This is a genomic window from Streptomyces sp. NPDC043854 (assembly GCF_056436005.1).
In genome coordinates this window covers 1-13851 of the sequence record NZ_JBWKDK010000007.1, presented here as the reverse complement: position 1 = coordinate 13851, position 13851 = coordinate 1, and the positions used below count along the sequence as shown (strand labels likewise).

The 13851-nt window shown below is 75.0% G+C and carries 13 protein-coding genes; 5 read left to right on the top strand and 8 right to left on the bottom strand.

Annotation, left to right across the window (positions count from 1 at the left end; translation table 11 throughout):
* Nucleotides 1–13 precede the first annotated feature (13 nt).
* The 3 genes from AC068A_RS09070 to AC068A_RS09060 are packed head-to-tail and all read right to left on the bottom strand — an operon-like array spanning nt 14 to nt 2421.
* Nucleotides 14–853, bottom strand: a complete 840-nt coding sequence (locus AC068A_RS09070; RefSeq protein ID WP_478582848.1) for an inositol monophosphatase family protein — start codon at nt 851–853, stop codon at nt 14–16.
* Nucleotides 831–1457: a hypothetical protein gene (locus AC068A_RS09065; RefSeq protein ID WP_478582845.1), complete on the bottom strand. Its 627-nt coding sequence runs from the start codon at nt 1455–1457 to the stop codon at nt 831–833. The genes AC068A_RS09070 and AC068A_RS09065 overlap by 23 nt, the downstream gene beginning before the upstream one ends.
* 19 nt (nt 1458–1476) lie before the next feature.
* Nucleotides 1477–2421, bottom strand: coding sequence for a hypothetical protein (locus AC068A_RS09060; protein WP_478582843.1), 945 nt, complete (start codon nt 2419–2421; stop codon nt 1477–1479).
* A 244-nt stretch (nt 2422–2665) separates the two neighbouring features.
* Between AC068A_RS09060 and AC068A_RS09055 the strand changes: the two genes are divergently transcribed.
* Entirely contained in the window at nt 2666–3127 is a 462-nt protein-coding gene (locus AC068A_RS09055; protein ID WP_478582842.1) for a nitroreductase family deazaflavin-dependent oxidoreductase, read from the top strand.
* A 33-nt stretch (nt 3128–3160) separates the two neighbouring features.
* On the opposite strand, the gene AC068A_RS09050 is transcribed toward AC068A_RS09055, so the two are convergent.
* The 3 genes from AC068A_RS09050 to AC068A_RS09040 are packed head-to-tail and all read right to left on the bottom strand — an operon-like array spanning nt 3161 to nt 7884.
* A complete protein-coding gene (locus tag AC068A_RS09050) occupies nt 3161–4804 on the bottom strand; it encodes a phytoene desaturase family protein (protein WP_478582839.1) in 1644 nt (547 codons plus the stop codon).
* Nucleotides 4801–6966: a serine/threonine-protein kinase gene (locus AC068A_RS09045; RefSeq protein ID WP_478582837.1), complete on the bottom strand. Its 2166-nt coding sequence runs from the start codon at nt 6964–6966 to the stop codon at nt 4801–4803. Before AC068A_RS09045 ends, AC068A_RS09050 begins: the two co-directional genes overlap by 4 nt.
* A gap of 33 nt (nt 6967–6999) precedes the next feature.
* Nucleotides 7000–7884, bottom strand: coding sequence for an oxygenase MpaB family protein (locus tag AC068A_RS09040; RefSeq protein WP_478582834.1), 885 nt, complete (start codon nt 7882–7884; stop codon nt 7000–7002).
* 274 nt (nt 7885–8158) lie between these two features.
* On the opposite strand from AC068A_RS09040, the gene AC068A_RS09035 reads away from it, so the two are divergent.
* From AC068A_RS09035 to AC068A_RS09025, 3 genes are all read left to right on the top strand, one after another.
* Nucleotides 8159–8488, top strand: a complete 330-nt coding sequence (locus tag AC068A_RS09035) for a BON domain-containing protein (RefSeq protein ID WP_478582832.1) — start codon at nt 8159–8161, stop codon at nt 8486–8488.
* A gap of 303 nt (nt 8489–8791) precedes the next feature.
* On the top strand, nt 8792–9823 hold the full coding sequence (locus AC068A_RS09030) for an Acg family FMN-binding oxidoreductase (protein WP_478582829.1): 1032 nt from the start codon (nt 8792–8794) through the stop codon (nt 9821–9823).
* 155 nt (nt 9824–9978) lie between these two features.
* Nucleotides 9979–11694: a sensor histidine kinase gene (locus AC068A_RS09025; protein ID WP_478582827.1), complete on the top strand. Its 1716-nt coding sequence runs from the start codon at nt 9979–9981 to the stop codon at nt 11692–11694.
* Here AC068A_RS09025 and AC068A_RS09020 read toward each other — a convergent pair whose 3' ends face one another.
* Both AC068A_RS09020 and AC068A_RS09015 read right to left on the bottom strand, forming a co-directional pair.
* A complete protein-coding gene (locus tag AC068A_RS09020; protein ID WP_478582825.1) occupies nt 11695–12306 on the bottom strand; it encodes a pyridoxamine 5'-phosphate oxidase family protein in 612 nt (203 codons plus the stop codon).
* A 115-nt stretch (nt 12307–12421) separates the two neighbouring features.
* Nucleotides 12422–12745, bottom strand: coding sequence for an STAS domain-containing protein (locus AC068A_RS09015; protein ID WP_478582822.1), 324 nt, complete (start codon nt 12743–12745; stop codon nt 12422–12424).
* Nucleotides 12746–13070: 325 nt separating this feature from the next.
* Here AC068A_RS09015 and AC068A_RS09010 point away from each other — a divergent pair.
* Nucleotides 13071–13851 (top strand): response regulator (locus AC068A_RS09010; protein ID WP_478582819.1); only part of this gene is annotated, 781 nt, incomplete at its 3' end.

Genomic DNA, 13851 nt, shown 5'->3' with positions numbered 1-13851 from the left:
CCGCCGGGCCGGATCAGCCGGGCGTCCGCTCCACCGCAGCGCCCACCTCCCGCAGCAGGTACGCGAGGGTCCCGCCGCGGGCGGCCACGAAGCTGCGCCCGGTGTCGTCCCCGGCGAAGCCGGGCCGGAACTCCGCCCCCGACAGCGTGCGCAGCTCGACCCCCGCCTCGGCCGCGAGCAGCGCCCCGGTCGGCAGGTCCACGCCCTCGGCGCGGTAGCCGACGAAGGCGTCGATGGTGCCGCGTGCCAGCAGGCTCCAGCCGAGCAGCGGCGCCCACAGCTGGAGGACGCGCCGGCAGCCGAGGTCGAGCGCCCCGCGCAGTGCCCTTGCGGTGGCGTCGCCGCGGGCCACCGCGTACCCCTGGGTCCAGGCGACGACGGGCCCGGGGCGCGGGAGGATCGGGCGGGGGCCGGGCAGTGTCCCGGCCGGCCCGTGTGCCCCGCGCCCCTTGACGGCGTGCCAGGTCTCCCCGGTGACCGGTTGGTGGACGACGCCCATGACCGGAGTGCTTCCGAGGCACAGTCCGATGCCCACCACGAACGCGGGAAGTCCGATCGCGACGTTGTTGCTGCCGTCCAGCGGGTCGACGAGCCAGGTGCGTTCGCCCGCGGCACCGAGGAGCCCGGCCTCCTCGGACAGGATCCGGTCGTGCGGGAAGTGGTGCTGGATCCGGCTGAGGACCAGCTCCTCGGCGGCGAGGTCGAGGTCCACCTGCACGTCCCCGGAGTCGCCCTTGGCCCGCAGGCACCGCGCCGTGCCGAAGCGGCTGCGCAGCAGGCCGCCCGCCTCCTCCGCCGCGGCAACGGCGACCTGCCGCTCGTGGTCGAAGTCAGGCAGCCCGCTGTTCGGCATGGATCCTCCTGAGGACGGCGTGGACGCTGCGCACGGTCAGTTCGGTGTCGCACAGCCGGCGGGTCGTGCGGCGCGCGCGGCCGTCGACCGGCCCCAGCGAGAGGTCGACCTGTCCGGGGACGGACAGCCCGTGCACCAGGGTGGCGGCCGGTTCGGGGCCTGCGAGGGCGGTGGTGTGGAACTCGCCCGCGGCCAGGGTGTAGGTCTCCCCCTGGGAGGTGATGTGGGCGGGGCCGGGCTCGCTGCGGACGAGGAGGGGGGTGGGCCGGATCTCGTCGACGCCGTCGCTACCGCTGTGCACCTCGAACACGCGGTGGGTGGCGCCCTCCTCGCCGTCGTCCACCGCCTGTACGCCTACGGGGCGGTTGGCCACCCGGCCGTACAGCACGCGGCTGCGCAGTTCCCAGCTGTGGGCGTGGAGGGGGGACGCGCCCGGTTCTGCGCGGTCGCCGGCCTCGAAGAGGTGCACGCAGACGCCGCGGGGGTCCTCTCTCAGCAGGGGGAGGCACAGGAATCCGAGGGGGTGCCGCACCGCCCGTAACTTCCTTTCCCCGGAGGCGATTTCCTCCAGGGTGACGAGTGTCCTTTCGAGCTCGTGGTCCATGGGGGCGCGCCGGAGCGCCTCACCTCCTGTAGGGGTCCTCCGCGTGCAGGGCCTTTTCGATGATCTTGCCGATGTCGCTGTCGGTGAAGACGCGCGGGAGCGGGAGCCGCAGCTCGTCGAAGAGGGTGCGCACCTCGTCGACGGTGGGCTCCTGGCCGAGCGGCGCCGTGACGCGCAGGTCGAGCGCCGTGGCCTGCTCCCGGCTCTGGTGCAGCTCGGTGACGTAGTAGTCGTAGAGCGGCTGCCCCCGCTCCACGAACAGGTTGACCCTGGACTGGTCGTCCTGGGTGATGACGAGGCAGGTTTCGGACAGGTCGAAGCGCAGGGTGGGTACGGCGGACGAGAGGTGCACGCTGATCTCGAGCGTGGTCAGCTGCCGCTGGTACCAGCAGGCGGCGAGGACGGTCGCGTACGACTCCCGGCGGACCCGGTCGGTGGTCCACGGTTCGTCGCCGCGGCGCTGTCCGCCGAACATCTGCCGGAACCGGGCGTACGCGGCGCAGGCCCGCTCGTCGGCCGGGTTGACGATGTCGATCTTCACGTTGAGCTGCGACCGCTGCTCCTTGGCCGCGGCCACGCACAGGGGCAGGGTGACGGCCCGCAGGTAGGTTCCGGTGCCGCCCTTGAAGTACCAGAGGTTGGTGTGCTGGCGGGCCTTGCGCAGCGCCTCGCCGACCTCGTTTCCCGACAGCGAGCGCACCATGGCGAGGTCCTCGAGGGCCCGCCGGGTGCCGAGCATCGCCTCCTGGATGGCGGCGGGCCGGCGTACGCGCTCCACGATCGACCCGGTCGCGAGCAGACCGAGGACGACCAGGGTGGCTCCGGAGGAGACGTCGTCGCTGACGACGTCTCCGAATATCTCCAGGAACCCGACGCCCATGGCGACGCACAAGGCGACCACGACGTCGGCGTTGCGCAGCACCCAGGCCACGAAGCGTTCCAGCCGCCCGACTCGTGCTGCCATGCACGCCCCCTCCCCCACCCGCTGTTCCGATGGTAGGAGATGCCGCGGCGGTGCCACCAGAGCAACTTCGCGTCGCGGGGGCGCCGTCCGGGCCGTCCCGGAGCGCGCCCGGCGGCGGGCGGTGGACGACCCGTTCAACGGGTTCACCCTTCTGGGGTGCCCGTCCCGGCATAAGACCGCCTCCGCCGCCGTTGAACCCGGTGTTGATCCATGTCCGCACCCGCAGCGAAGGCAGGCAGGACCGATGACGATCAGGGACATCGACTGGGACAGCCCGAAGGACCCCCGGCCGGGCTGGCAGCTCGACCACGTCAGGCAGTACGTCGAGTCGAAGGGGGCCGAGGGCCAGTTCTGGAGGGGCACCCAGACGCTGCTCCTCACCACCCTCGGCCGGGTCTCCGGCCACCCGGTGCGCACCCCGCTCATCTACGGCGAGGCCGACGGCAGCTTCCTCGTCGTCGCCTCCCGGGGCGGCTCCGCCGAACACCCGCTCTGGTACCGGAACCTGGTCGCCCACCCCGAGGTCCGCATCCAGGTCGGGCCGAGGATCATGCAGGGCACGGCCCGTACGGCGACGCCCGAGGAGCGCGCCGCGTACTGGCCCGTCATGGTCGGGCACTGGCCCGCGTACGACGACTACCAGCGCAGCACCGAGCGCGAGATCCCGATCGTGGTCATCGAACCGGCGGACACCCCCGCGCAGTAGCGGCGCCGCCGCGCGCGCCTGCACCCCTGCGTCTCAGCGCCCCAGCGCCGCCATCGCGGCGTTGTGGCCGGGGACCCCGCTGACGCCGCCGCCGCGTACGGCGCCCGCCCCGCACAGCAGGACGCCCGGGTACGGGGTCTCCACGCCCCACCGGCCCGGGCCGGCACCGGCCCCAGCGGTGCCGTCGCCGTCCTCCCGGTAGGGCCAGGACAGGTCCCGGTGGAAGATGTGCCCGCCGGGCAGGCGCAGTTCGCGCTCCAGGTCGAGCGGGGTCTTGGCCTCGATGCAGGGCCGGCCGTCCGCGTCGAAGGCGAGGCAGTCGGTGATCGGCTCGGCGAGGTGCGCGTCCAGTTGGGCGAGGGTGGCGGTCAGCAGCACTTCCCGCGTGCCCTGGTTGTCCTTCTCGAACAGCCGCGCGGGCGTGTGCAGGCCGAACAGCGTCAGCGTCTGGTAGCCCTGCTCCACCAGCTCCGGACCGAGGATCGTCGGGTCGGTCAGCGAGTGGCAGTAGATTTCCGAGGGCGGTACGGAGGGCAGCTCCCCGGCCGCGGCCTCGGCGTGGGCCCGCGCCAGTTCGGCGTACCCCTCGGCGATGTGGAAGGTGCCGCCGAAGGCCTCGCGGGGGGTTACGGAGGTGTCCCGGAGCCGGGGCAGCCGCCGCAGCAGCATGTTCACCTTCAGCTGGGCGCCCTCGGCGGGCGGCGCCGGCGGCTCCTGGCCGAGGAGCTCGGCCAGGGCCCGCGGGGAGGCGTTGACCAGCACCGTGCGCGCGGCGACCCGCCCCTCGCCGGTCGCCGTGCGGAACACGACCTCGGCGGGCCCGGTCCCGTCGGTGTCGATGCGCAGGACCTCGTGCCCGGTCGCGATGTGCGCCCCGGCGGCCCGCGCGGCACCGGCCAGCGCATCGGTCAGGGCGCCCATGCCGCCGACGGGGACGTTCCAGTCGCCCGTTCCGCCGCCGATGACGTGGTACAGGAAGCAGCGGTTCTGGGCGAGGGAGGGGTCGTGCGCGTCCGCGAAGGTGCCGATGAGGCCGTCGGTGAGGACCACGCCCCGCACCAGGTCGTCGGCGAAGTGCTCCTCGACCGCCTGCCCGAGGGGCTCCTCGAACAGCATCCGCCAGGCGGCCTCGTCGCCGATCCGGGCCCGCAGCTCCGCCCGGGTGGGCAGCGGTTCGGTCAGGGTGGGGAAGACCTTCCCGGCGACCTGCCGGACCGTCCCGTGGAAGGCCTGCCAGTTGTCGTACTCCCGCTCCGATCCGGTCAGCCGCGCGAAGGACTCCCGGGTGCGGGCCTCGTCGGCGCCGACGAGCAGCCCGCTGTGGCGGCCGCCGCGCTCGACGGGGGTGTACGAGGACACCGCGCGCCTGCGGACCGCGAAGTCCAGCCCCAGATCGCGGACGATCTTCGCCGGGAGGAGGGAGACGAGGTAGGAGTAGCGCGACAGGCGGGCGTCGACGCCCGCGAAGGGCCGGTTGGAGACCGCGGCCCCGCCGGTGTGGCCGAGCCGTTCCAGGACCAGCACCGAGCGGCCCGCCCGGGCCAGGTACGCGGCGGCCACCAGGCCGTTGTGCCCGCCGCCCACGATCACGTCGTCGTACACGTCCCGGCGGAGGCCGCCGCCGTCGCCGTTGCCGCCGTCGCCGTTGCCGTGTGCGTCCCGCCCGAAGGTCGTCATGGCTCTTGGTAGCACACCTGGGCGAGCCGCTCCAGACAGTGCGCCTCGTCGGCGTGGGCCGCGACCGTGTCGGGGTGGCCGTCGCCGAGGGAGCGCTCGCGGACGCCGGCGATCTCCCGGTAGAGGGGCAGCGCCTCGTCCCAGCGGCCGAGCCGGCCGAGGCCGACGGCGAGCTCGCGGAGGCTGACCAGGGTGTCGGGGTGTTCGGCGCCGAGCGCCCGCGCCCGGGCCGCGGCCACCTGCCGGGCCTCGTCGACCGCCTCCTCCCAGCGGTCGAGCCGGCCCAGGTTGACACCGACGACGTGCCGGGCGCGGAGCGTCTCCGGGTCGGCGGCGCCGTAGGCCCGGGTGCGGTCGCGGACCAGGCCCCGGAACAGGTCCAGGGCCTGGGCGGTGCGACCGGTGCGGCCGAGCGCGATGCCGACCTCGTAGCGGGCGGCGAGGGTGTCGGGATGGTCGCGGCCGATCACCCGTTCACGGGCAGCGGCCACTTCGCGGAAGCCCTCGAGGGCCTCCTCCCAGCGTTCGAGGCGGCCCAGCGCGTACGCCGCCTCGTACCGGGTCAGCAGCGTGTCCGGGTGCTCGGCGCCCAGGACGACCGCCCGGTCGGCGGCGGTCTCGGCGGCGGCGTGGTGGGCCTCGGCGTGCCGGCCCAGCGCCCCGAGGGCACAGGCCAGGTTGTGGCGGCAGTGCAGGGTGTCGCGGTGGAGCGGGCCCATGCTGCGCTCGCGGCCGACGAGCACCGCCCGGTACACGTCGTACGCCTCCCGGTGGCGGCCGAGCCGGCCCAGCTCGTACGCCGCCTCCTGGCGCGCGGCGAGGGTGTCGGGGTGGTCGGCGCCGAGGAGCCGGGTGCGTCCGTGGGCGACGGCCTCGTACGTGGCCAGCGCCTCCTCGGGGCGGCCGGCCCGGCTGAGGGCGAAGGCCCGGGCGTGGCCGATGGCGAGCGTGGCGGCGGAGCCGGTGTCGGAGTCGAAGCCGTCGGCACCGAGCGCGTCGAGCCCCGTGCCGATGCCGATGCCGGTGGCGGGGCCGGTGGCGGCGCCGGAGCCCGGGGCGCCGTAGCCGTCGAAGCCGGCCGTGCGCGGCACCCCGTACGGTGCGGTGAGCCGCGGGTCCTCCGAGGCGGCGGGCCGCAGGATCCGGTGCGCGCCGCTCGGGCGCGCACCCGTCCAGGAGCCGGTCAGCACGGCCCATTCGCCGCTCGCCGGGCGGGCGTCGATGCCTGCCTTGCGGCCCGCGGTCATGCCCTGCGCCCAGGCGGGCAGCGGCGGGGCCTGGCCGGGCGAGGGCATGCCGGCGCGGAGCCGGTCCTCGACCAGCCGGCGGTGGAGGTCGCGGGCGTCGTCGGGCCGGTCGTCGGGGCACTTGGCCAGCAGTTCCAGCACGACCTGCTCGAAGTACTCGGGCAGCTCCGGGCGGTGCCGGCGCGGCGGCACGGGCGCGTTGTCCCGGTGGCCGACCAGCACCGACCAGGAGTCGCCGAGGTCGAACGGCGGGGCCCCGGTGGCGATCTCGTACAGGACGCAGCCGAGCGAGTACAGATCGCTGCGGTGGTCGAGCTCGCCGCCGGCGATCTGCTCGGGCGACATGTAGTGCGGGGTGCCCATGGCCATGCCGCCGCCGGTGAGCTTGGCGGTGAAGCCGATGTCGTGGGCGAGGCGGGCGATGCCGAAGTCGCAGATTTTCACCGTGCCGTCGGTGAGCCGCATGATGTTGGCGGGCTTGAGGTCGCGGTGCACGACGCCCTGGGCGTGGGTGTAGCCGAGGGCGGCGGCCAGCTGCTCGGCGATGTCCACGACCACGTCGACGGGGAGCGGGCTCGCCTGGTTCTCCTCCATCAGCTGGCTGAGGTTGCGGCCGTCGAGGAGCTCCATGACCAGGTAGAGCGGGCCTCCGGCGGCGCTGTCGTCGCCGAAGTCGTGGATGACGGTGACCCCCCGGTGCTGGAGGGAGGCGGCGACGCGGGCCTCGCGGCGGAAGCGCTCGCGCAGGACCTGGGTGAAGTGGTTGTCCCGTTCGGCACCGAGCGGTTTGAGACATTTCACCGCGACGTGCCGGCCGAGGGACTCGTCCCGGGCGCGCCACACTTCGCCCATGCCGCCGCGCCCGATCAGATCGAGCGACCGGTACCGGCCCTGGATCAGTCTGGACTCCGCCATGTCTTAAAGCCGCCCCCGTTGTCGTGCTACGTCCTACGCCCTCCCCGGCCGGTCAAGTATGGCCGCTGATGTACGCAGTGTGTACGCCGAGGGACGACTCCCGGGGCCCATGCGCTGCATCGCGTTCAAGATGTGACCTGGAGGCAGCTGCCAGCGCAGACCTGCGGGAATGCTGCGCAGCAGGGTACCGGTGAGACGCAGGCGCCGGGTGACGGTCCGCGCGGGCGGCGCGGGCCTGCCGTACAGCCGGTGCGCGTACGCGGGAAGGGATCCGTAGGCGAGCGCGGCCAGCGGGCGCCACAGCAGTTTTCGGCCAGGGAGGAGGAGGGCGGGGACGGGCGGACTGCGCAGGAAGTCGTCCACGGCGCGGGCGTCGGCACCGGCGGCGAGCACCGGCCGGACCTGCTCGAAGTACGCGGAGAGGGCGCGCGTGTCGGCGGGAACGCGGTCCGGGTCGAGGCCGACGAGGCGGGCGCTCACCCGGTTCTCGTCGACGTAGCGGTCGGCCTGGGCGGGGGTGAGGGGGACGCCGGAGCGGCGCAGGACGTGCAGGAAGCTGTCGATCTGGGCGCAGTGCACCCACAGCAGCAGGTCGGGGTCGTCGACGCGGAACCGCTCGCCGGTGGCGGGGTCGGTGGCGGACAGCGCCCGGTGGATCCTGCGGACCCGGGCGCCGGCGGCCTCGGCGGCCGCGGTGGTGCCGTAGGTGACGGTGCCGACGAAGTCGGCGGTGCGCAGCAGCCGCCCCCAGGCGTCGTTGCGGAAGTCCGACTGGGCCAGGACGGCGCGGACGGCGCGCGGGTGCAGGGCCTGGAGGTAGAGCGCGCGCACTCCGGCGATCCACATGACCGGATCGCCGTGGCACTGCCAGGTGACGGACGCGGGCCCGTAGAGCCCGGGGTCGGCGGCGCCGCTCATGCCTTGCCTCCCTGATGGCCTCGGGCGCGGAGCGCGGGTGCGGACCGGCCGACTCGAGCGTGCCACCGCGGGGCACCGGGCGCCATGGGGCGTCTCGACGCCGAGCCGGGCGTCATCTCCCGCACCGGCCTGCTCGCGCACCTGGCGCCCGAGGCGTACGCCCCCGGGAGCCGGCCGGGCCGGCCACCGCGGCCGCGGTGATGTCCGTCCCCGCGGTGACGTCCGCGCGGACGAGCCGGCGGCCGACGCCGCCCGGCTGATGGTCCGCCGCGGGGTGAAGCGGCTGCCCGTCGTGGACGTGGAGGACCGGCTCGTCGGCATCGTCACCCGCCGCGACCGGCTGCGCCTGTTCCTGCGGCCGGACGCGGAGATCCGCCGCCGCGTGGTCACGGAGGTGCTGGACGACGCCCTGGGGCTGCCGTCCGGGGCCGTCGACGTCCACGTCGTCCACGGGGTCGTGGCCCTGGAGGGCCGGGTGGAGCGGCAGAGCCGGCTGGCGGTCCTGCGGAGCCTGGTCGAGCGCCTCGACGGGGTCGTGGCGGTCGTCTCGCACGTCACGGCGGGCATCGACGACAGCGGCAGCCGCAGCGCCATGGCGTGGTGAGCCGCACGACCGCGGGGGCCGCGCGAGACCGCGGGGGGGCGCACACGAGAGGGCTGTCGCAGCGGGAAAGGGCGGAAAGAGCCCGCCCGCTTCTCGCGGAACCCGATTGTGTGGTGCGCGGCACGAGGCCGCTTCTCCGCATCCTCAGTAATTGGGCTCTCTCCGCACTTTCATGGAAGCACTCCCGGGCCCGGTGCGCCAGGGCCGACCGGTCCCCGGTCGGGCCGCTCGGCCCCTGCCGCGGGCGCGTCCGCGCGAGGAGTCTGGTGGCAGCGCAGCACCCGACACGACAGGAGCAGTCCCGTGACCGCACCACTGATCGGCGCCGCAGGAGCCGCCCTGTTCGTCGGCGACGCCGTCACCGCGCCCTCGATGCACAACGCGCAGCCCTGGAGGTTCGTCTTCCGCCGGGCCACCGGGACCGTCGAGCTGTACGGGGACCCCCGCCGGGCCGTGCACCGGGCGGACCCCGACCACCGCGCCCTCCATATCGGCTGTGCCGCGGCCCTGTTCAACCTGCGGGTCTCCGCCGCCCACCACGGCCGGCGGGCCGTCGTACGGCTGCTGCCGGACCCCTCCGACCCGTGGCTGCTGGCCGAGGTCGGGTTCGCCGAGTGCGACGGCGGCGAGCAGGACCTGGACGCCCTGTACCCGGCGCTGCGCAGGCGTCGTACGAGCCGCTTCCCGTTCGGCGGCGAGCCGGTCCCGGACGCGCTGCTGGACGGACTGCGGGCGGCCGCCCTGCTGGAGGGCTGCCGCCTGGACGTGCCGGACCCGTGGCACGTCGACACCCTGCTCGGGCTGGTGCGCGACGCGGAGCAGCGCGAGGAGGCCGAGCCGGGGGCGCGGGCCGAGACGGCCGCCTGGACGTACGACACGGCCGGGACCGCCACCGCGGGCGCGGGTGCCGGTGCCGGTGCCGATGCCGGTGGGAGGCCGCGCCGCGACGGCATCCCGGCCGCCGCCTTCGGCCCGCGCGGCACGGGCGGGGCCGCGACCGTACGGGACTTCGGCCGGGCCAGGCCGGTGGCCGGCCGCGACCGGGCCGCCTTCGAGGAGCGCCCGCAGCTGGTCCTGCTCTCCACGGCCGGGGACACCCCTGCCGACTGGCTGCGCGCCGGGCAGGCCCTGGAGCGCGTCCTGTTGCAGGCCACCGCCGACGGCCTGGCCACGTCCATGACCTCCCAGCCCCTGGAATGGCCGGAACTGCGGTGGCCGGCCCGGAACCCGGTCGCGGGCACGGGCCACGTCCGGATGATCGTCCGGCTCGGCTACGGCCCGCAGGGCCCGGGCACCCCCCGCCGGGCGGTCGCGGAGGTCCTGCACGTCCTCTGACGGGAGGTCCTGCACACCCCCTGACGCCGGCGCCCCCCTCGGCCCCGCCCCCCCGTGACGGGAGTTCGGCCTTCCGTATCCGTGTGCTCCCGATAGGCTTTGCGCCGGTTGAGTACAAGGAGAGCCGGTTCATGGTGGGGGATTCGTTGTCCCAGATGCCGAGGATGCGTCTGGACGAGCTGCTCGACGAGCTCCAGGCGCGGATCGACGCCGCCCGCGGCACGCGCGACCGCGTCCACAGCCTCCTGGAGGCCGTCGTATCGGTGGGGCGGGAGCTGGAGCTCTCCCAGGTCCTGCGCCGCATCGTGGAGGCCGGCGCCCTGCTCGTCGACGCCGAGTACGGCGCCCTCGGGGTCATCGGCCCGGACGGCAGGACGCTCTCGCAGTTCCTGACCGTGGGCCTGTCCGACGAGGAGATCGCCCGGATCGGGCCGCTGCCGGCCGGCCACGGCCTGCTGGGCGAGGTGATCCGGCACCCGGAGCCGCTGCGGCTGGCCGATCTCGGCGCGCACCCCTCCTCGCACGGCTTCCCCGCCCACCACCCGCCGATGCGCACCTTCCTGGGCGTGCCCATCCGGGTGCGGGAGGAGGTGTTCGGCAACCTCTACCTCACCGACAAGCGGGGCGGCCAGGAGTTCGACACGGATGACGAGTCGGTCATCACCACGCTGTCGGTGGCCGCCGGTGTCGCCATCGACAACGCCCGCCTGTACGAGAGCTCCCAGCGCCAGCAGCACTGGCTGCGGGCCAACGCCGAGATCACCGGGAGCCTGCTGTCCGGGAGTTCGCGTACCGAGGTGCTCCAGCTCATCGCGCGCCGGGCCCAGGACATCACCGGCGCGCAGGCCGCGGAGATCGCCACCGCGCTGCCCGAGGCCGACGGGCTGCTGGTGGAGGTGGCCACCGGCACGGGCGCCGAGGCCCGCCAGGGGCTGATCCTGCCGCTGGAGGGGACGATGGTGGGCGCCGCGCACACCGAGGGCGCCCCGGTGTCGAGCCCGCGGACCGCCACCGACCGGCGGTTCGGGGCGGATTCGGCGCAGGCCCGCGCCGAGGGTCCGGCGGTGGCGGTACCCCTGGGCACGGGAGGCGCTTCCGCGAGGGGGGTGCTGTTCCTCGCCCGGGCCGCGGGCGAGCCCGTTTTCAGCGGCGGCGAGCTCGAGCCGCTGCTGGCCTTCGCCGGGCAGGCGGCGCTCGGCCTGGAACTGGCGGACCGGCGGCGGGACGCCGAGCAGATCGCCCTGCTGGAGGAGCGCGACCGCATCGCCCGCGACCTCCACGACCTGGCCATCCAGCGGCTGTTCGCGACCGGGATGACCCTGCAGAGCGCGGCCCGGCTGGTGGAGCACGGCGTGGCCGCGCAGCGGCTCGGCCGGGCCGTGGACGACCTCGACGAGACGATCAAGATCATCCGGTCGACCATCTTCGGGCTGCGCACCAAGGACCGGGACGGTGCGGGCGGTTCGGGGCTGCGCGCCCGCGCGGCGCGCGCGGTCGGCGAGGCCGCGACGCTGCTCGGGCACCCGCCGCGGCTGAGCATGGAGGGCCTGCTCGACACCGACGTGCCCACCGAGGTGGCCGACCACGTCGTGGCCGTACTCGGGGAGCTGCTCAGCAACGCGGCCCGGCACGCGCACGCCAGCCGGGTCGGGGTGTCGCTCACGGCGGGCGGGGGCGAGGTCGTGCTGTCCGTGTCGGACAACGGTGTGGGCATCCCGGAGCAGGGCCGCCGCAGCGGCCTGGCGAACCTGGACGAGCGGGCCCGCAGCGTCGGCGGCGCGTTCCTGGTCGAATCGCCGTCCGAGGGCGGCAGCCGGCTCGTGTGGCGGGCCCCGCTGCACCGGGATCCGGCCTCGGCGGAGCTCGGCTGATCAGCCGGCCCCGGCACACGGGGCCGCGCCCGGCTCCGCGGCCGCACAGGGCTCCGCGGCCGCACGGGGCTCCGCGGCCGCACGGGGCTCCACAGGCGCACGGGGCGGCCCGTCCGCGCAGGGCCGCCAGGCCGTGCCCCGGTCCGGGGCCGCGGCAGCCTCCGGGGCGGCGGCGCGCTCCAGGCGGAAGCCGGTGACCAGGTCCGGCCTGATGCGTACGACACGGCAGGGCTCCGGGCCCTGCACCCAGGGCCGCAGCCGGTCCTCGTACGCCGCCGCCTGCGCGGGGTCGGTGACCGGGCGGGCGTAGCCGGTGACCACGACGCTCCAGCCGAGGCGGGTGCGGGCGTCGATGTCGTCGGTCTCGTACGCGACGACGACGCCCGCGCCGTCGGACGGCGCCTCCAGCGCGGCGAGCGCGCCGCCGTCGTGCACCCGCAGGACGATGTCCTCGCCGTCCAGCAAGTGGTTCACGGGGCGTACCGCGGGGAGCGCCTGCCAGGTGAAGACGACCCGCCCCAGGGGGGCCGTCCCGAGCAGACGCAGGGCCTCGCCCCGGTCCAGGGGCCGCATGCGGCGCGCACACTTCCCGTCCACTTCGTGTTCCATCATGGGCACCTGCGGTCCGAAGGAGATCGATCTGCTGCGTACTGAGCTCGTACGTGAACCAGCAGCGTCACCCGGACCGTACGCACGGCACCAGGGCCGAACGGTCCTCCAACGGCCCTCACCACCAGCCGCAGTACAGCTCCCGGTCCGCGCCGACCACCCGCAGCGACTTGGCCAGCAGCGGCGGCACGCCCTGGAGCAGGAGCCGAGCCCCGGTGCGGGCGCACCGCCGGTGCAGGCGGAGGAACATGTCGATGCCCGAGGTGTCGCAGAACGCGAGCCCGGTCAGGTCGAGGACCACGTCCCCGCCGCCGTCGGCGACCCGCGCGAGTCTCGGCTCGACGGCCGCGACCGTGTGCACGTCCAGCTCGCCCACGACGGCGACGCCCGCCCCGTACCCGTCCCGTACGACCGTCCTGAGCGCGATCATCGTCCTGCCCATGTGTCCTCTTCCCCTCCCACGTCACCGTCTCCGGCCGCGCCCCTTCGGGACACGGCCGTACGGTCGCCCCCACCCCATCAGCCGCACGCACGGAGGCGGAAGGTCCGCATGCCCCGTACCAAGGGCCGAAGGTCCCGAAGTCCGGGATTCAGGTCGCGTGCGGGGCCGTACCGCGCTAAGCGGCCTCGGGGAAGCGGGGCACGCCCCCGAGGCCGCTTAGGGGCGCTTAGGGGAAGGGCCGATCGGCCCTGTCCTGCGGCCCGCAGCCCCGGCAGGATGCGAGAGCGCGGGTACGTCCGGTACACGCCCGACCGAGGAGCAGAAGATGACCGACAGCGGTGCCCCCCACCCGGCGGAGGAGCCGATCAGCGTCTTCCTCCTCGACGACCACGAGGTCGTCCGCCGCGGCGTGCACGACCTGCTGGAGGCCGAGCCCGACATCCGCGTGGTGGGCGAGGCGTCCACGGCGGAGCAGGCGCTGGTACGGGTCCCCGCGCTGCGGCCGCGGGTGGCGGTGCTGGACGTGCGGCTCCAGGACGGCGACGGCGTCACCGTCTGCCGCGAACTGCGCTCCCGCATGCCGGGGCTGGCCTGCCTGATGCTCACCTCGTTCGACGACGAGGAGGCGCTGCTCGACGCCATCATGGCCGGCGCCTCCGGCTACGTCCTCAAGCAGATCAGCGGAACGGACCTGGTGACCGCGGTCCGCACGGTGGCCTCGGGCAAGTCGATGCTCGACCCGGGCGCCACCGCCCGGGTCATGGCGCGGATGCGGGGCGAGGTGCCGCAGGAGGAGCAGGTGCCGGGCCTGCCCGGGTTCACGGACCGGGAGAAGGAGATCCTGGTGCTGGTCAGCGAGGGCCTGACGAACCGTGAGATCGGCAAGCGGCTCTACCTCGCCGAGAAGACGGTGAAGAACATCGTCTCGCGCCTGTTCATCAAGCTCGGCGTCGACCGGCGGGTCCAGGCCGCCGTGATCGCCAGCCACACCCTCGTCCCGTCCAGCCGCCAGCCGGGGAGGGGGGGGGGGGGGGGGGGGGGGGGGGGGGGGGGGGGGGGGGGGGGGGGGGGGGGCCGGGGGGGGGGGGGGGAGGGGGGGAGGCGGA